Source organism: Pseudomonas sp. PA-6-3C (genome assembly GCF_021605825.1).
Taxonomy (GTDB): domain Bacteria; phylum Pseudomonadota; class Gammaproteobacteria; order Pseudomonadales; family Pseudomonadaceae; genus Aquipseudomonas; species Aquipseudomonas edaphica.
On sequence record NZ_WKDV01000010.1, the window covers coordinates 1 to 17,498 of the forward strand.

The window sequence follows — 17,498 nt, forward strand, 5'->3', positions numbered from 1 at the left end:
CCCCAGGCTGCCCCGTTTTCCCGGCCCTATAAAGTTCCCAAACCCACGCCTGCCCCCGCCTTTTAGGTGTGGCGGGGGCGTTTGCCCCCGTCGGGCCGCAAAGCGGCCCCCTTTTTAAAAGATCGGGGCTGCTGCGCAGTCCAACGGGAGCAAGCTCCCTCGCCACAGTAAGTGCAGCGCACCGGCAAAAATCCCCAATCGTCAGAATTTTCCCCGGTTTGTAAACCTTTTACAAATTATGTGTTCTAGTTATCACCAGAGCATTTGCGCGCTACGGAAAGTGCCGCTAAATTGCCATCATTGATACCGAGTCTGCATGTATGCGTATAGACGGCTTTTCCTCACAGTCCTACCCACTCAAGCGTAAGCCGCGCAAGGCGAACGTTACGGTAGACGAGTCCGTCGAAGATTCGCCGGACTTCATCGAGGTTCAGTCCGAGTCGCAGCCCAGTGCCCAGGGTTCTGGCGCTGCACGCATCAGTGGCCTTCCTGCCCGTCAGCAAGACATGGTCTTCCCCCGTTCCATGAGCAAAAGCGTCGCCACCGCGCTGGCCAGCTACCTGACCACTGCCGGCTTTGTCGAATGGGATATGGAAGTGCTGGGTCTCGACATCCACATCTGATGCGCCTGCCTTACTACATCGGCTGCCCGTCCTGGAGTGAAAACGCCTGGCGCGAGTACCTATACCCGGCCGATGCCCGTTCCGGCGACTACCTCGCTTTGTATTCCCAAGTCTTCAACGCCGTCGAAGGCAATACCACCTTTTATGCCCGCCCCTCGGCCGCCACGGTGCAGCGCTGGGCTGAAATCATGCCTGAGGATTTTCGCTTCACCGCCAAATTCCCCGGAGACATCAGCCACGGCGGCGACCTGCGCGAACAGTTACCGGCAGCGGAAAGCTTTGTCGGCTTGATGAGCCCTTTGGGTGAACGGGTTTCACCGCTGTGGCTGCAATTGTCAGCGAGCTTTTCGCCGCAACGCCTGGGCGAACTGGCGGGTTTTATTGACGGCCTGGAGCGCCCGCTGGCCGTGGAAGTGCGCCACCCTGAGTTCTTCGCCAAGGGCGATGCCGAGCGCAGGCTCAACCGCCTGTTGCGCGACCGTGGCGTGGAGCGTATTTGCCTCGATCCACGTGCGCTGTTCAGTTGCACTTCAACGTCGGCGGCCGTGCTGCACGCCCAATCGAAAAAGCCCAAGGTACCAACACGGCCGGCGGCGTTGACTCAATTTCCCCAGGTGCGCTTCATCGGCCATCCGGAACTGGAGGCCAATGACCCGTTCCTGGTCCCGTGGGTAGAAAAAATTGCTGGCTGGATCGAAGAGGGGCGCACGCCTTATGTGTTCCTGCACACCTCGGATAACCGCCTCGCCGCGCAACTGGCGCTGCGCTTTCACCAACAGTTGATGCTGCGTTTGCCGGGGTTGCCAGCGCTGCCAACCTTGCATCGGGAACCCGCAGCGGAGCAACTGGGGTTACTCTAGGGCTCCTTTTTCCGACAGGAGTCAGCCATGGATGCCCAAACCCTTCGCGCCGAAACCTTCAAGGCCTTGCATGAGCGTGACCGCGCATTCGTGATGCCCAACCCGTGGGACGCCGGCTCCGCCATCATGCTCGCCAGCCTGGGTTTTGAGGCGTTGGCCACGACCAGTGCGGGCTATGCGTTCAGCCTCGGGCGCCCGGATGCGGAAGGCGCATTATCGCTTGAAGACACCTTGGCCAATGCCTCGGCGATTGTGCAGGCCACTGCGCTGCCGGTGGCGGCTGACCTGGAGAACGGCTTCAGCGACACCCCCGAAGGCTGCGCCCAGACCATCCTGCGCGCCGCGGCCAGCGGTATTGTGGGTGGCTCTATCGAAGACGCCACAGGCATTGCGGTCGACCCGATCTATCCGTTTGACCTGTCGGTGGAGCGCGTGGAAGCCGCCGTCGCCGCTGCCCGCAGCTTGCCATTTGCCTTTACGCTCACCGCCCGTGCAGAAAACCTCCTGCATGGTCGCCTGGATTTGCCTGACACTATTCGCCGCCTGCAAGCCTACGCCGAAGCCGGGGCGGACGTGCTCTACGCTCCCGCCTTGCGCAGTGCCGAAGAAGTGCTCGCGGTGGTCAAGGCGGTGGCGCCCAAACCGGTAAATGTGCTGATGTCCGGTGGTTTGAACCTGAGCGTGGCGCAGTTGAGCGAAATGGGCGTGCGCCGCATCAGTGTCGGCTCAGCCATGGCGCTGGCGGCGTATGGCGAGTTCTATCGGGCGGCGCAGGAGGTGTATGAGCTGGGCACTTTTACCTTCACTGAACGCAAGATGCCGTTCAGCCAGGCCAACGGTTTTTTCAAAGGCTGAATCAGGCCGCCAGGCGCAGGTTGTTGAGGACCAGCGGGCGCGCCCAGTGATAATCGAAGTCCAGCGCCTTCTGTTGCGCCACCAGCTCCTCGGCCGGGTAAGGCGTGGCAGGCGGTGGCAGCAGGTCCAGTTCGAATTCGGCAATCGGCAGGTGCAGCGGCTGGGGCTGCGGCGCCGGGCCAGGCTCAGGCAGCGGGTTGCCGGCATTGAGCACAATCGGGCGGACCCAGCCGCTTTCGAAGTTTTGCTGGCGCTGCTGGGCGATGATTTCTTCTGCCGGGAACGGCGTGGCAGGCGGCGGCAGCAGCTCGGTTTCAAATTCGGCGATGGGCAGGAACAGCGGCTCCGGCGGGGCGACCTCGGTGTCGTGTACGTCGCATTCACGCTGGGTGAGGATCTGTGACAACAGGTCGGCGCCTTCGCTGGGTTCTACCGCCGGGTCCCTCGGCGCCGGAGCTTTGGCCGCCAGCGCACTCGGCGTATCGCCAAGCTGCTCGGCCAACGCACGGGCGAAGAAGTCCTGCCACACATGGCTCACCCCAGCCAGCGCTTGAGTATTGCGCAGGCCGTAGTGGTTGTGGGTCGGCAGTACACCGATGGTTAGGGGAAGAATGTCTGACATTTTTCTCGGTCGACGCTCAGCTCTGGCAAAATACCTGACTATTGTTTTTATCGGCCGTTGTTTGCCGATCCTTAATATTTTTGAGCGTAGCGATTGATGAGCGAACAACCAGCGGCCAGCCGCATTCGGGTCGAGGCTTTGGCCGACGGTTTCAAGGCCCGCGCCGAGCACTGGGCCGCGCAGCTTGGCCTGCCTTTACAGCTGGAGGAGGCGGACTTTTCCCTGCAAGTCGGGGAACACGGCCTGCAACTGCAACAGCTCGGGCCTGACGCGCCGGGGCCGGTGCGCGTGGACTTCGTCGAAGGCGGCGCGGCGCATCGGCGTCTCTACGGTGGTGGCAGCGGGCAGATGATCGCCAAGGCGGTCGGTGTTGCCCAAGGCGTGCGCCCACGGGTGCTGGACGCTACGGCGGGCTTGGGCAAGGACGCGTTCGTACTCGCCAGCCTGGGCTGCGAGATGAGCCTGATCGAGCGTCAGCCGTTGATCGGCGCCTTGCTCGAAGACGGCCTGGCCCGTGGTGCGGACGACTTTGAAGTGGCGCCGATTGTGGCGCGCATGCAGTTGCTCAAGGGCAACTCGATCGAGGTGATGCGCAACTGGGAGGGCGAGCCGCCGCAGGTGATCTACCTGGACCCGATGTTCCCGCACCGTGAGAAAACGGCGCTGGTGAAGAAGGAAATGCGCTTGTTTCGCCCCTTAGTGGGTGATGATCCGGACGCACCGGCCTTACTCGCTGCCGCTTTGGCGTTGGCCAGCCACCGCGTGGTGGTCAAGCGCCCGCGCAAGGCGCCGTGCATTGACGGACCGAAACCGAGCCATGCGTTGGATGGCAAGTCCAGCCGGTATGACATCTATCCAAAGAAAGCGCTCAAGTCCTGAATCATTGTTGTTCTTTCGGGCCTCATCGCAGGCAAGCCAGCTCCCACCTTTTGATTTGCAAACACAGTCAAAGGTGGGAGCTGGCTTGCCTGCGATAGTGCCCGATCAGGCAGCTCAAACCCTCAAGGCCGATACGCCCGCATAAACAACCCCACCACCTCCTGCACATGCGCTTCGGCAGCTTCTTCACTCAGCTGCCCGCCACACCCATACAACAAGCAAAAATTTGCCGTGCCCTTGAGCAGGCAAAAGAAGTGCTCAGCCGCCGTAAATGGTTTGTCGATGCTCAAGGCGCCGCTCTGGTCAATGCGGCTGAGCAGGCGCTCCATGCCTTGCAGCATGCGCATAGGCCCGGCTTCAAAGAAGATCTGCGAGAGTTTCACGTCCTGGTTGCCGGTGGTCATCATCAGGCGGTGCAGGTTCACCGATTCTTCGCTGTTGATCAGCCGATGAAAGCCGCGCGCGATGTTCAGCAGTACGGTGTGCACCGGCATGCCCTCGGGCAACTCGAAATACATCACCGGCAACTGCTCCTCGCACTTGGCCACGACGGCGGCGGTGAACAAGGTCTCTTTATCCGTGAAGTGGCTGTAGACCGTCAGTTTTGACACGCCGGCCTCAAGGGCCACGGCATCCATGCTGGTGCTGGCGTAGCCATTGCTCAAAAACAGGATTTTGGCTGCTTCGAGGATTGCCTGGCGTTTTGCCATGTCCTTGGGACGCCCGGGGCTATTGGTGTTTACAGGATTGTCGGACATTTTCACCTTTAATACTGGACTGGTGAGTTTGGTATTAATAACATACCGGCCAGTATAATTATTCCTAGCTCCATTTGCGAAAGGTCCTTCAGCATGCGCAGTACTTTCCTGCCCCTTGCGTTGCCTGTCAGCCTGATCTTCCTGTTGACCGCCTGCGGTCATGAAGAAGCGGCCCAAACCACCATCCGCCCGGCCATGGTGGTGCAACCGCAGCCGTCGGCGCTGGCGATGGACAGTTTTCCGGGGGAAGTACGCGCCCGTTATGAGCCGGACCTGGCCTTTCGCATCGGCGGCAAAGTCAGTAAGCGCTTGGTGGAGGAGGGCGAGCGGGTCAAGGCCAACCAACCATTGGCAGAGCTCGACCCACAGGACGTGCGCCTGCAACTGGAAGCCACCCGCGCTCAGGTTGCCGCCGCCGAAGCCAACCTGAGCCTGGTGCGCGCCGAACGCGACCGCTACAAGACCCTGATGGACCGTCAGATGGTCAGCCGCTCGCAGTACGACAATTCCGAAAACCTCTACCGATCCGGTGAAGCGCGTCTTAAGCAGATCAAGGCCGAGTTCGACGTATCGAGCAACCAGGCCGGCTATGCCGTGCTGCGTGCGCCCCAGGACGGTGTAGTGGCCAAACGTGCGGTGGAAGTCGGCCAAGTGGTGGCCGCCGGCCAAACGGTGTTTACCCTGGCCACCGATGGCGAGCGCGAAGTGTTGATCAGCCTGCCCGAGCAAGGCTTTGGCCGCTTCAAGATCGGCCAACCGGTATCGGTGGAGTTGTGGAGCCAGCCCGACCAACGTTTTGCCGGGCGCATTCGTGAGCTCTCACCGGCAGCCGACCCAAAATCCCGCACCTTCGCTGCGCGCGTTGCCTTCACCGGCGGCAAAGTCCCCGCCGAGTTGGGCCAGAGCGCCCGCGTCTTCATCCAGGCTGATGGCATCGTCCCACTGTCCGTGCCGCTGTCGGCCCTGAGCGCGGAGAACGGTGCGTCCTACGTCTGGCGGGTACAGCCGGACAACACGCTCAAACGAACGCCGGTGCGCATCGGTGCTTTCGGTGAAAAAACCGTGCCGGTGCTTGAAGGCTTGGCCCCCACCGATTGGGTGATCGCGGCGGGTGTGCATGTGCTCCATGAGGGCCAGCAAGTGCGCCCGGTGGATCGCGCCAACCGAGTAGTGAATCTGGCGGCCAAGGAGTAGTCCCCGATGGGTTTCAATCTTTCCGAATGGGCGTTGCGTAATCGCCAGATCGTACTGTTCCTGATGATCCTGCTGGCAGTGGTCGGCACGTTGTCCTACACCAAGCTGGGGCAAAGTGAAGACCCGCCGTTTACCTTCAAGGCCATGGTCATCAAGACCAACTGGCCGGGCGCCACGGCCCAGGAAGTTTCGCGCCAAGTCACCGAACGTATCGAGAAGAAGCTGATGGAGACGGGCGAGTACGAGCGCATTGTCTCGTTCTCCCGGCCCGGTGAGTCCCAGGTCACCTTCATGGCCCGCGATTCGATGCACTCGGCACAAATCCCGGAGCTGTGGTACCAGGTGCGCAAGAAGATCAGCGATATTCGCCAGACCTTGCCGCCGGATATCCAGGGGCCGTTTTTCAACGATGAATTCGGCACCACCTTCGGCAATATCTACGCCCTGACCGGTGACGGTTTTGACTACGCGGTGCTCAAGGACTACGCCGACCGCATCCAGATTCAACTGCAACGCGTGCCGGATGTGGGCAAGGTCGAGTTACTGGGCCTGCAGGACGAGAAGATCTGGATCGAACTGTCCAACCTCAAGCTCGCCACCCTCGGCCTGCCATTGGCTGCAGTGCAGCAGGCACTGCAGGAGCAGAACGCCGTCTCCACCGCCGGTTTCTTTGAAACCCCGACGGAACGCGTGCAACTGCGCGTCTCGGGTAACTTCAAAACGGTCGATGAGATCCGTAACTTCCCGATTCGCGTAGGTGACCGCACCTTCCGCATCGGTGATGTGGCGCAAATCCATCGCGGCTTCAACGACCCACCGGCGCCGCGCATGCGCTATATGGGCGCGGACGCCATCGGCCTGGCCGTGGCGATGCGTGACGGCGGCGACATTCTGGTACTGGGCAAGGCCCTTGAAGGCGAATTCGCACGCCTGCAGAAGAACCTTCCGGCAGGCATGGAACTGCGCAAGGTCTCGGACCAACCGGCGGCGGTGAAAACCAGCGTCGGTGAATTCGTCCAGGTACTCGCTGAAGCCTTGGCCATCGTGCTGCTGGTGAGCTTCTTCTCCCTTGGTGTACGCACCGGCATGGTGGTCGCCCTGGCGATTCCGCTAGTACTGGCGATGACCTTTGCGACCATGTATTACCTGGGCATCGGCCTGCACAAAATCTCCCTCGGTGCCTTGGTGTTGGCCCTGGGCTTGTTGGTGGACGATGCGATCATCGCCGTGGAAATGATGGCGATCAAAATGGAGCAGGGCTACGACCGGCTCAAGGCCGCGAGTTTTGCCTGGACCAGCACCGCGTTCCCGATGCTCACCGGCACATTGATCACCGCCGCAGGTTTCCTGCCGATTGCCACCGCGCAATCGAGTACCGGTGAATACACCCGTTCGATTTTCCAAGTGGTGACCATTGCCCTGCTGGCCTCGTGGGTTGCGGCGGTGGTGTTTGTGCCGTACCTGGGGGAAAAGCTCCTGCCGGACCTGGCGAAGATTCATGCGGCCAAACACGGCACCGATGGGCCTGATCCCTACGGCACGCCGTTCTATCAACGTGTAAGACGCTTGGTCGAATGGTGTGTGCGTCGGCGCAAAACCGTGATCGTGTTGACCTTGTTGTTGTTTATCGGCTCGGTGGCGCTGTTCCGTTTTGTACCTCAGCAGTTCTTCCCGGCCTCCGGTCGCCTGGAGCTGATGGTCGACCTGAAACTGGCTGAAGGTGCTTCGCTGAGCAACACCGCCGACCAGGTCAAGCGCCTGGAAGCCTTGCTCAAGGAACATGCTGGCATCGACAACTATGTGGCCTATGTGGGCACCGGTTCGCCGCGCTTCTACCTGCCGCTGGACCAACAACTGCCGGCCGCCAGCTTTGCGCAGTTTGTGGTACTGGCCAAAACCATCGAGGAACGCGAAAGCCTGCGCACCTGGCTGATCGAGACCCTTAACGAACAATTCCCCGACCTGCGTTCACGCGTCACGCGCCTGGAAAACGGCCCGCCCGTGGGCTACCCGGTGCAGTTTCGCGTGACCGGCGAGCACATCGAAGAAGTCCGTGCCCTGGCGCGCAAGGTCGCGGCCAAGGTTCGCGAAAATACCCACGTGGTCAACGTGCACCTGGACTGGGAGGAACCGAGCAAGATCGTCTACCTGAATATCGACCAGGACCGTGCCCGTGCGCTGGGCGTCAGCACTGCCAACCTGTCGAAGTTCCTGCAAAGTTCCTTGACCGGCTCCAGCGTCAGCCAGTACCGCGAGGACAACGAGTTGATCGAGATCCTGCTGCGCGGCACCGTGCATGAACGTACCGAGTTGTCGCTGCTGCCGAGCCTGGCGGTGCCGACCGACAACGGCAAAAGCGTAGCGCTGTCGCAGATTGCGACCCTCGAATATGGCTTTGAAGAAGGCATCATCTGGCACCGCAATCGCCTGCCGACGGTGACCGTGCGTGCCGATATCTACGGCAAGGAACAACCGGCAACCTTGGTCCAGCAGATCCTGCCGACCCTGGAAGGCGTGCGCGCCGAACTGCCGGACGGCTACCTGCTCGAAGTGGGCGGCACCGTCGAGGATTCGGCCCGTGGCCAGAACTCGGTCAAGGCCGGCGTGCCGCTGTTTATCGTGGTAGTGCTGACCTTGCTGATGCTGCAACTGCGCAGTTTCTCACGCACTGCAATGGTGTTTCTGACGGCGCCGCTGGGCTTGATCGGCGTGACCTTGTTCCTGCTGGTGTTCCGCCAGCCCTTCGGCTTTGTCGCCATGCTCGGCACCATCGCGCTGTCGGGCATGATCATGCGTAACTCGGTGATCCTGGTGGACCAGATTGAACAAGACATCAAGGCGGGACTGGCGCCCTGGCAGGCGATCATCGAAGCCACCGTCCGACGCTTTCGCCCGATTGTGCTGACGGCGCTTGCGGCGGTATTGGCAATGATTCCGCTGTCGCGCAGCGTGTTCTTCGGGCCGATGGCGGTGGCTATCATGGGCGGGTTGATTGTGGCGACCGCGTTGACGTTATTGTTCTTGCCAGCCCTGTATGCGGCATGGTTTCGCATTAAGAAGGAGGCGCACTAGTTCATAACGGGAGGCGTGAAGGCGTATCGATAGTATTGACGGGTGTGGGAAAAGCCTGAAATTCGATAACTGCTGTTTAAGCCTGAATGTCTCCCACTTGTTTATTTAGAACAGGGGCAGTTTCTTCTCGACGGTTTTTATAATAGAGGTGTTGGTGTCGGCCAACGGCGTTATTTTTTGCAAGGTTTGATCAAGGTGGTTAACGGAATGTGTGTACAGATGGCAGACGAAACTGTCTTCCCCGGTGATCTTGTAACAGACAATACATTCAGGCATGTCTGACAGTAGCTGCTCCACTGTTTGAAAATTTCCCGTCAGCGGTTTTACCCGCACCAGTGCCTGCAGCGCAAACCCCAGTGCCTGCGCGTCCAACGCTACGCTGAACCCACTTATAACCCCTGCCACTTCCAGGCGTTTGAGACGCTCACTGCAACCAGGAGCGGACAATCCCACCTGCCGGCTGAGCGCGCGGATAGAGGCACGGGCATTCTGATGCAGGGCGACCAGCAGCGCGCGATCAATTGCATCGAGTGTCTGATCGTTTTTTGTAAGCCTTTTCATTAGATGGACCTTACGAACATTGATGAAATAGCGTGAAAATCTTACATACCACAGATCCCTGACAAAAGAATGGATTTTTAAAAGGTTTCCATCTATTTTTTTATTCTTGAATGTGCGAATTACAGCTGCGTTCAAAAGTTACCGCCGGCTAAACGATGCGGCTGTGTTTGAGTGAGTGTTTTTAACTTGCTATAAATTTTATTGAATGGGTGTATGAATGTGCAAAGCGGTCCAGTGCGTGGTGGTTGTGAGGGGTGCTAACGTCGAGTTACAACTACAAGGCGGTGCGGTTTCATTAAGTTTTGAATAAGGCTACCGAGGCGCTTCACATGTTTGATGTCACGCTAAGTGTTTACCAGGCGATATTCACCTTTACTCTCGCAGCTATCGCCTTACTGGCCAGCCCCGGCCCCGCGACTCTGGCGCTGGCTGCCAGCGGCGCGGCGTATGGCATGCAACGCTCGTTTCAGTTTTTTGTCGGGATCACCCTGGGTTTAGTGATTGCCATGGCGTTGGTTGTTTCTGGGCTGTATGTGGTCTTGCACAGCTTTCCCGGGTTGGCGGTGGCACTGACGATCATCTCCATTGTTTATATTTTTTGGTTGGCTTACCGCATTGGTACGGCACCGCCCATTCAGGATCAGCAAGCCGTGGTCACGCCGGGCTGGGGTGCCGGTTTTGTGCTGGGGGTTGCAAATATCAAGGCGTATGCCGCGTTTGCAGCGTTACTGGGCAGTTTCACCTTGGGCACGACGCCGGGCTGGGAGCAGGGCACAAAAGCGCTTATTTGTTTATTGGTTTGCGTGGTATTCGATTTTTTGTGGCTTTTTGCAGGCAGCCGGATGCGCAAGTTGTTCATCCACCCCGTTTGGAGTCGACGACTTAACGTAAGCTTCGCGATTTTGATGGTAGTGACGGTCGCCTGGTCATTCACGCTGACGTAGTAGCACTGACTCACATCCTGATGCAAACAGGCGTCTGCGCCTTTGGAACGTTTGCCTTTTTTACTCCACTCAGAATTGCCTGATGGACAGGCGCAGGTTTGGACTTCCCTGAGTTGGCAGTCCGACCTATTCAATGAGTTTATGGAGAGTTACATGGCTTTTTTTGATGCTGTAATTGCTTTCAAAAGTGCGCTGCTCGGAGCCCTGTTGGGCAATAATGCACCGCGCAACAATTTTGGAAATGGGTATAGGTCGGGGCACGCAACAAACAATCACCACTATCCCCAACATCGTCCTCATACAGTCCGGCCGAACGTGGGCCACACCTATCCAACCCAGACCAACCATGGCAGGCCGTATCCACAGCAGCACACGGTCTACGAGCAACCTTCACCCTACAGGCCTAGCTATCCGCTTTTTACGCTGAATCGTTAAGGGGCTTGGCCTGAAACAACTGCGCCAAGGCCCGTGGTAAGCGGCCTTGGCGCAGTGGGACCAGTGTGTTTGAGAAGCTTATAGTGCCCCAAACACCTTCTTGGCCAGACTGGTGGCCGCGGCCGCCGGGTTTTTGCGAATGGTTTCTTCCTGCTGCGCGATCATCTTGAACAAGCCGTCCAGCGCCTGTTCGGTCACGTAGTTTTCAACGTTGGCACTTTTGGCATCCACTGCGCCAAATGCTGCCGCCTTGCCGGCCAGGGCGTTGTACTGCTGCGCAACCCCAACCTTGTCGGTAGCGGCCTTGACGATCGGCAGGAACTTGGCGCGGATCTGCTCGCGGCTGCTTTTGTTCAAGTACTGCGTCGCCGAGTCCTGGCCGCCGCTGAGAATGCCCTTGGCGTCAGTCACGCTCATGTTTTTGACGGCATTGACCAGAATCGGTTGCGCCTGGGTCACGGCCGTTTCGGCGGCCTTGTTCATGCTGGTTTCCAGCTGCGTGACCTGGTCACCCATGCCGAACATCTTCAGCTTGTCGGCGACTTTGCCGAGTTTGCCTGGCAAGCCGATCTTCACTTCGGGGTTGTTGCTGAAGCCACCGGGCACGCCCAGTTGTTTCACGGCGATCTGGGCGCCTTGGGTCAGGGCGTCTTTGAGGCCGCCGCTGGCGTCGCCCTGGGACAGGCTGCCAAGGTCCAGGGCCATGGCGTTCGCACCGAGTAACAGGCCGGCACACAGGGCAGTGAGGCGAAGAGAGTGACGGAGCATGAGCGCTTCCTTATGTTCGGGCTTATGGTCTGGAAAGGTCAGTGTGCGACAGCATCAACGCGCAGACGCAGTGGCTGTTCGTCCTTGCCGTCGAGCTGCACCGCGTGGCGTTCGGTGGTAATAAACAGTAGCTTGCCGTCCAGCTCGATGCGAGCGCTCACCGAGTAAGTGTGGCCGGGTTTGACCTGGGCCGGGTCGTAGCTCAGGTGAAACGGCAGCGGCACCTGGCCTTTGACCGGGCCTTTCTGTTCGGCCAGGGTCACCGCCGGCGCGTCCATCAGCGACACGTCCTGCAGACTGACGCTCAGGGTGGCCGCGGGCGGCAAGGCGATGCGTTGCAGGTAGAACACTTCGCCGTCGAGGCTGGCCTTGGGGGCTGGGGTCATGGATTGGCAGGCTCCGAGCAGGGCGGTAAGGCCCAGGAGGATGATCTTTTTCATGGTACAGCTCCTTTTCAACGGCGCCGGAAACAGCCCGGCGCCTCAGTCAATCTAGCGGCTTTCTGCCGGTTCCACAGGCGCTTCAACTGCGCCGTCGACGCGATGCAAGGCCACCTGGCGAATCGACAGACGAATCTCGGCAGGCAGCACGCGTTTGGCCGCGCCTTCCGCCAGCTCACCCAGCAGGTCGTGGTAACTCAATTTCCCGGCCTCGTCGCGGCGCAGCACATCTTGCTCCAGCAATGTCTGGATAAAATGTCGGAAAAGACTCTTGTCGAAGAACTCCGGCGCGTTCAGGCCATGCAGGATCGACAGGCGCTGGGCCATGATCGTGCACAGGTCTTCCAGCTCTTCGGCGCTGATGCTGTTCTGGCCGCTGTTAAGCAGCAGCGAGATCGCCATGTAGAAGCGTTGCAGGGTCTGGGCGATGCTCTTGGACAACAGCGTCAGCAGCACAAAGTGCCGCGAACTCGGGGCCGGGCGCAGGTACACGTTGTTTTCAAACCGAAGCAGGCCTTGCTCGACAAAGGCTTCCAGCCATTGGTCGACGACGGCGTCCAACTCTTCCAGCGACCAGCGGATAAACAACTCCGATTGCAGGTAAGGGTAGAGCGCGCGAGTGAAGCGCAGGATCTGCTCGCGGCTCATGCGCGAGCTGCTCTGGAAGAAGCTCGCCAGCAGCGCCGGCAGGGCAAAAATATGCAGCACGTTGTTGCGGTAATAGGTCATCAGGACGGCGTTCTGCTCATCCAGATACACAATTTTGCCCAGGGCGTCACTCTGCTCCGAGAGCAGGTTCATGTCCTTGACGTGCTTGATCAGCGCCAGCCCATCGCCTTCCGGCAAGGTGGTGTGCGGCGAGTAGGGCACACGGCGTAGCAGTGCCAGGTACAGGTCCAACTGGCGGGCCATGGCCTGTTCATCCAGGGCCAGGCGTGTGGTCGAAAGCAGCGCCAGGGCCACCAGGTTTACCGGGTTGACCGCTGCGGCTTCGTTGAGGTGGCGTGCCACCTGTTCGCCGAGGCGGTTGGTGGTTTCATTGAGCCACGCCGGTTTGTAGTTCGGGCCCAGCTCTTGGGCACGCCAGTCCGGCTGCTCGGCGTCGAGGAACTCGGCCAGCTTGATCGGCTCGCCGAAGTTGACCGCGACCTGACCAAAGCGCTGCTTGAGCGCGCCGACCACTTTGAAAATATCGAAGATCGATTCTTTCTTCTTGCTCGCCCCGCGCAACTCGCCCAGGTAGGTACGGCCTTCGAGTACGCGTTCATAGCCGATATACACCGGCACGAACACGATCGGCATGCGTGAGGAACGCAAAAAGCTGCGCAGGGTGATCGCCAGCATGCCGGTTTTCGGTTGCAGCATGCGCCCGGTGCGCGAGCGTCCGCCTTCGACGAAGTACTCCACCGGGAAGCCCTTGGTGAACAGGGTGTGCAGGTACTCGTTGAACACCGAGGTGTACAGCGGGTTGCCCTTGAAGGTGCGGCGCATGAAAAATGCACCGCCACGGCGCAACAGGCTGCCGATCACCGGCATGTTCAGGTTGATGCCGGCGGCAATGTGCGGCGGGGTCAGGCCGTTTTTGAACAGCAGGTACGAAAGCAGCAGGTAGTCGATGTGGCTGCGGTGGCAAGGCACGTAGATCACCTCGTAACCCTGGGCAACCTTTTGCACACCTTCGATATTGTTGACCTTGATGCCGTCGTAGATCTTGTTCCAGAACCAGCTCAATACCACTTCCAGAAAGCGAATCGCGGTGTAGGTGTAGTCCGAAGCGATCTCGTTGCCGTAGCGCAGGGCCTGGGCCTTGGCTTTTTCCGGGGTGATTTTCTCGCGCTCGGCTTCATCGGCGATGGCCTGGCGCACCAGCGGCATGTTGACCAGGCCTTTGACCAGGTTACGGCGGTGAGACAGGTCGGGGCCGATGACCGCAGTCTTCAGGTTACGAAAGTGCACACGCAGGATGCGCTGGGCCATGCGCACGGTACGTTCGTGGCCTTTATTGTGCTCGATCAATTCACGCAGGTTGATAGGCGCGGAGAATTGCACACGGGTCTTGCGGCCCAGGATCAGGATGCTCAACAAGCGGCGCAGGCGGCCGGTGACGGCCCAGCTGTCGGCGAACAGCAGTTTCCACGGGCTGGACTCGCTTTCGGGCGACTGCCCCCAGAACACGCTGACCGGAATGATTTGTGCATTCTCTTCGGCGTGCTCGGTCAGGGTGTTGACCAGGCGGGTCAGGGTTGGCGGCGCGCCGCGCTTGTCCTGGCGGCCGAGCCAGTCGGGTTCGGGCGTGAGGTAGAAGAACGCGGCGGGTTCGATCAACGAACCCACTGACACCGGCAGCACCGGGCGCGGCAGGCCGGCCTTGGTGCATTCCTTGTCGACCACCGCCAATTCGGTGAGAGAGGGCGATTGCAGGACGTAAAACACCGGCCGGCTGCGGTCCAGGTTAAGGGTTAGGGACGACTGATTGATCGTCTCCGAGCGAACCCAGAGGTACAACAGTCGGCGCAAGGTGCCAAACACCAGACGGCGGAACGGGGAGCGGGTCATAGGCGTGCTGCTTCAAGTGGAAAAAACCGAGCAGGTGCTCGGGCGGGTAGTGTGCCGTATTCGCCGAAAATCGGCAAAAAAGCAGCGATGTAAACTTGAGTTGATCGTTTTTGAGCCTGTCTTATACTCGGCAGTTCAATGCGAGCGACTCAACAATAAAAATGCATGTGGGAGTAAGACAGATGGCAACGCGTGAAACCGGCAATGTGAAGTGGTTCAACGATGCAAAGGGCTATGGCTTTATCCAGCGTGAAGACGGCAAGGATGTGTTTGTGCACTACCGCGCCATTCGCGGTGAGGGCCACCGCTCATTGGCCGAGGGCCAGCAGGTGGAATACGCCGTGGTGACCGGCGAGAAGGGCTTGCAGGCTGAGGATGTGGTGGGTCTGTAACACCCTTGTCCTGCCAACCCAATCAACTGTGGGAGCTGGCTTGCCTGCGATGCAGACACCTCGGTCTAACAGTCGGACCGCGGTGATGCTATCGCAGGCAAGCCAGCTCCCACATTGATTGGGTTTTCAGGTTTGGATCAGGCAGTTTTCCAGGTGATCTGCTCTTCGCCGTCAGCACTGATGCGAATCCAGCTATCAGCGCTTTCCTCGCCTTCCTCCTCAACCCAGGTACCCGGCGCGCAGCGCACTTCGACGTTCAGCGCGGCAAAGGCGGCGCGGGCGCAGGCGATGTCGTCGTCCCACGGCGTCTGGTCGCTTTCCAGGTACAGGCTGTTCCACTTGCCCACGGCTTTTGGCAACCAAGTGACCGGTACAGTGCCGGCCTTGCACTTGTAGGTCTGGCCTTTCTGAACCCAGTCGGTGCATGGGCCCAGGGCGGCACCCAGCCAGGCGGCGATGGCCTTGTAGTCGACGTCGGCGTCTTTCAGGTAAATCTCGATATCAGGTTGGCGCATGGATGTTCCTCGTTGCGGGATTCGAAAATCCATTCGCGGATACTTAAAAGTCGGTTATTGAAGCACGAAATAATCGTAGCGCATCGACACGGTGACCAGCAGCGGCTCGGCGGCCTCGATCACTTCAGTACGGCGCTCGGCACTCGCGCGCCACCCATGGGGCGTCATCGCCAGCAGGTTGGCGCGGTCCTGGGGTTCGATCAGGCTCAGGGTGAATTCCAGCGTTTCACTGTGCGCCAGGCGCATGCCTTGCGGCACCAAAGCCAAATGCTTGTCGTCGGTGTATTCACGCACTTCGTCGTACAGGCGTTCGCGCAATTCCATCAGGTGGCCGGCAGTCGGGCCAACCTTCATCAAACCGCCGCCGGGGCTGAGCAGGCGCTTGGCCTCTTCCCAGTCCAAAGGGCTGAACACGCTGGCGAGAAACTGGCAACTGCCCGACGCCAACGGCACGCGGGCCATGCTGGCGATCAACCAGGTCAGCGCCGGGTTGCGTTTGCACGCGCGTTTCACCGCTTCCTTGGAGATATCCAGCGCATAACCGTCAGCGTGGGGCAGGGCGTCGGCGATTTGCGCGGTGTAGTAACCCTCGCCACACCCGATGTCCACCCAGCGCTGCGGCGCGCGCTCGGCGGCCAGTTCGGCCAGGCGCCTGGCCACTGGCGCATAGTGCCCGGCATTGAGAAAGTCGCGGCGTGCCTCGACCATGGCGAGGTTGTCGCCTGGGTCGCGGCTGTTCTTGTGCTGCACCGGCAACAGGTTCAGGTAACCCTGGCGCGCACGGTCGAAACGGTGCCCAGCGGGGCACGCCACGCCATTATCCACCGCGTTGAGCGGTGCGCTGCAAAGGGGGCACGCGAGCATCAGGCGAGCAACTTGATCAGGGTTTGGTAGTAGATTTCGGTCAGCACATCGAGGTCGCTGGCCAGAATGCGTTCGTTGACCTGATGAATCGTCGCGTTGACCGGGCCCAGCTCCACCACCTGAGTGCCGAGGGTGGCAATGAAGCGCCCGTCGGACGTGCCGCCGCTGGTGGACGCCTTGGTCTCGCGGCCGGTAATCGCCTTGATGCTGGCCGAGACAGCATCCAGCAACGCGCCCGGCTCGGTGAGGAATGGCAGGCCAGACAAGGCCCAATCAACGTGCCAGTCCAGGCCGTGTTTATCCAGAATCGCCGCAACCCGCTGTTGCAGGCCTTCGACGGTGGATTCGGTGGAGAAACGGAAGTTGAACACTGCTGTCAGGTCACCCGGAATCACGTTGGTGGCGCCGGTGCCGGAATTGAGGTTGGAGATTTGAAAGCTGGTCGGTGGGAAGAAGGTGTTGCCATCGTCCCAATGCTCGGCAGCCAGTTCCGCCAGCGCCGGTGCTGCCAGGTGGATCGGGTTTTTCGCCAGGTGCGGGTATGCCACGTGGCCCTGCACGCCGCGCACGGTCAAGGTGGCGCCGAGGGAGCCGCGACGGCCGTTCTTCACAACATCGCCCACCAGCGTGGTGCTCGACGGTTCGCCGACGATGCACCAGTCCAGACGCTCCTTGCGTGCCGCCAGACGCTCAATCACCGCTTTGGTGCCGTGGTGCGCCGGGCCTTCTTCATCACTGGTGATCAGAAAAGCCACCGAGCCCTTGTGGTCCGGGTAGTCGGTGACAAAACGCTCCGAAGCCACCAGCATTGCCGCCAGGCTGCCTTTCATGTCCGCTGCGCCACGCCCGCAGAGCATGCCGTGCTCGTCGATCAACGCATCGAACGGGTCGTTCTGCCAGGCCTGCACCGGGCCGGTCGGCACCACATCGGTGTGGCCGGCAAAGCACAGCACCGGGCCTTCGTGCTTGCCATGGGTGGCCCAGAAGTTGTCCACATCTTCGATACGCATCGGCTCAAGTGCAAAACCTGCGTCGCCCAGGCGCTGCATCATCAGCTTCTGGCAGTCGGCATCAATCGGCGTCACTGATGGGCGACGGATCAAGTCGATGGCAAGTTGAAGGGTCGGCGAAAGGTCGGCATGGGCCGTCATGGGAAAACT

Annotated in this window: 17 protein-coding genes; 8 read left to right on the forward strand and 9 right to left on the reverse strand. The window is 60.1% G+C overall.

The window, feature by feature from the left end; translation table 11 throughout:
* Positions 1-320 precede the first annotated feature (320 nt).
* From GIW48_RS08970 to GIW48_RS08980, 3 genes are read left to right on the forward strand one after another with little or no spacing between them, the layout of a single operon-like run.
* Positions 321-623 carry a hypothetical protein gene (locus GIW48_RS08970; RefSeq protein WP_017137114.1) on the forward strand — a complete coding sequence of 101 codons (303 nt, stop codon included), beginning with the start codon at positions 321-323 and terminating at the stop codon, positions 621-623.
* Positions 623-1,483 carry a DUF72 domain-containing protein gene (locus GIW48_RS08975; protein ID WP_236460203.1) on the forward strand — a complete coding sequence of 287 codons (861 nt, stop codon included), beginning with the start codon at positions 623-625 and terminating at the stop codon, positions 1,481-1,483. Before GIW48_RS08970 ends, GIW48_RS08975 begins: the two co-directional genes overlap by 1 nt.
* 27 nt (positions 1,484-1,510) lie before the next feature.
* On the forward strand, positions 1,511-2,338 hold the full coding sequence (locus tag GIW48_RS08980; RefSeq protein WP_058421656.1) for an isocitrate lyase/PEP mutase family protein: 828 nt from the start codon (positions 1,511-1,513) through the stop codon (positions 2,336-2,338).
* 1 nt (position 2,339) lies between these two features.
* On the opposite strand, the gene GIW48_RS08985 is transcribed toward GIW48_RS08980, so the two are convergent.
* Entirely contained in the window at positions 2,340-2,960 is a 621-nt protein-coding gene (locus GIW48_RS08985) for an energy transducer TonB (protein WP_236460204.1), read from the reverse strand.
* A 96-nt stretch (positions 2,961-3,056) separates the two neighbouring features.
* On the opposite strand from GIW48_RS08985, the gene GIW48_RS08990 reads away from it, so the two are divergent.
* Positions 3,057-3,839: a class I SAM-dependent methyltransferase gene (locus GIW48_RS08990; protein ID WP_017137118.1), complete on the forward strand. Its 783-nt coding sequence runs from the start codon at positions 3,057-3,059 to the stop codon at positions 3,837-3,839.
* 122 nt (positions 3,840-3,961) lie between these two features.
* Here GIW48_RS08990 and GIW48_RS08995 read toward each other — a convergent pair whose 3' ends face one another.
* Positions 3,962-4,597 carry a TetR/AcrR family transcriptional regulator gene (locus GIW48_RS08995; protein WP_017137119.1) on the reverse strand — a complete coding sequence of 212 codons (636 nt, stop codon included), beginning with the start codon at positions 4,595-4,597 and terminating at the stop codon, positions 3,962-3,964.
* 93 nt (positions 4,598-4,690) lie between these two features.
* On the opposite strand from GIW48_RS08995, the gene GIW48_RS09000 reads away from it, so the two are divergent.
* A complete protein-coding gene (locus GIW48_RS09000) occupies positions 4,691-5,791 on the forward strand; it encodes an efflux RND transporter periplasmic adaptor subunit (protein ID WP_017137120.1) in 1,101 nt (366 codons plus the stop codon).
* A gap of 6 nt (positions 5,792-5,797) precedes the next feature.
* Positions 5,798-8,863, forward strand: a complete 3,066-nt coding sequence (locus tag GIW48_RS09005; RefSeq protein WP_138453031.1) for an efflux RND transporter permease subunit — start codon at positions 5,798-5,800, stop codon at positions 8,861-8,863.
* Positions 8,864-8,968: 105 nt separating this feature from the next.
* On the opposite strand, the gene GIW48_RS09010 is transcribed toward GIW48_RS09005, so the two are convergent.
* Positions 8,969-9,559: an Lrp/AsnC family transcriptional regulator gene (locus GIW48_RS09010; RefSeq protein WP_225933036.1), complete on the reverse strand. Its 591-nt coding sequence runs from the start codon at positions 9,557-9,559 to the stop codon at positions 8,969-8,971.
* Positions 9,560-9,753: 194 nt separating this feature from the next.
* Here GIW48_RS09010 and GIW48_RS09015 point away from each other — a divergent pair, with 194 nt between their 5' ends.
* Positions 9,754-10,368 carry a LysE family translocator gene (locus tag GIW48_RS09015; protein WP_169985366.1) on the forward strand — a complete coding sequence of 205 codons (615 nt, stop codon included), beginning with the start codon at positions 9,754-9,756 and terminating at the stop codon, positions 10,366-10,368.
* A 513-nt stretch (positions 10,369-10,881) separates the two neighbouring features.
* Here GIW48_RS09015 and GIW48_RS09020 read toward each other — a convergent pair.
* Genes GIW48_RS09020 through plsB form a run of 3 tightly spaced genes read right to left on the reverse strand, consistent with a single transcriptional unit; the run spans position 10,882 to position 14,567 of the window.
* The gene (locus GIW48_RS09020; RefSeq protein WP_017137124.1) at positions 10,882-11,571 is read right to left on the reverse strand and encodes a DUF4197 domain-containing protein; all 690 of its coding nucleotides are present in this window, start codon (positions 11,569-11,571) and stop codon (positions 10,882-10,884) included.
* A 38-nt stretch (positions 11,572-11,609) separates the two neighbouring features.
* Complete coding sequence (locus GIW48_RS09025) at positions 11,610-12,011, reverse strand: YbaY family lipoprotein (RefSeq protein ID WP_236460205.1); 402 nt, start codon at positions 12,009-12,011, stop codon at positions 11,610-11,612.
* A gap of 51 nt (positions 12,012-12,062) precedes the next feature.
* Positions 12,063-14,567 (reverse strand): glycerol-3-phosphate 1-O-acyltransferase PlsB, encoded by a 2,505-nt coding sequence (gene plsB / locus GIW48_RS09030; RefSeq protein ID WP_186616809.1) that lies wholly within the window; start codon positions 14,565-14,567, stop codon positions 12,063-12,065.
* Positions 14,568-14,749: 182 nt separating this feature from the next.
* Between plsB and GIW48_RS09035 the strand changes: the two genes are divergently transcribed.
* Complete coding sequence (locus tag GIW48_RS09035; protein WP_003219353.1) at positions 14,750-14,959, forward strand: cold-shock protein; 210 nt, start codon at positions 14,750-14,752, stop codon at positions 14,957-14,959.
* A 137-nt stretch (positions 14,960-15,096) separates the two neighbouring features.
* On the opposite strand, the gene GIW48_RS09040 is transcribed toward GIW48_RS09035, so the two are convergent.
* From GIW48_RS09040 to dapE, 3 genes are read right to left on the reverse strand one after another with little or no spacing between them, the layout of a single operon-like run.
* The gene (locus tag GIW48_RS09040; protein ID WP_236460206.1) at positions 15,097-15,474 is read right to left on the reverse strand and encodes a hypothetical protein; all 378 of its coding nucleotides are present in this window, start codon (positions 15,472-15,474) and stop codon (positions 15,097-15,099) included.
* Between the two features lie 54 nt (positions 15,475-15,528).
* Positions 15,529-16,338, reverse strand: coding sequence for a putative RNA methyltransferase (locus tag GIW48_RS09045; RefSeq protein WP_017137128.1), 810 nt, complete (start codon positions 16,336-16,338; stop codon positions 15,529-15,531).
* Positions 16,338-17,489: a succinyl-diaminopimelate desuccinylase gene (gene dapE, locus GIW48_RS09050; RefSeq protein ID WP_017137129.1), complete on the reverse strand. Its 1,152-nt coding sequence runs from the start codon at positions 17,487-17,489 to the stop codon at positions 16,338-16,340. The genes GIW48_RS09045 and dapE overlap by 1 nt, the downstream gene beginning before the upstream one ends.
* Positions 17,490-17,498: the final 9 nt, after the last annotated feature.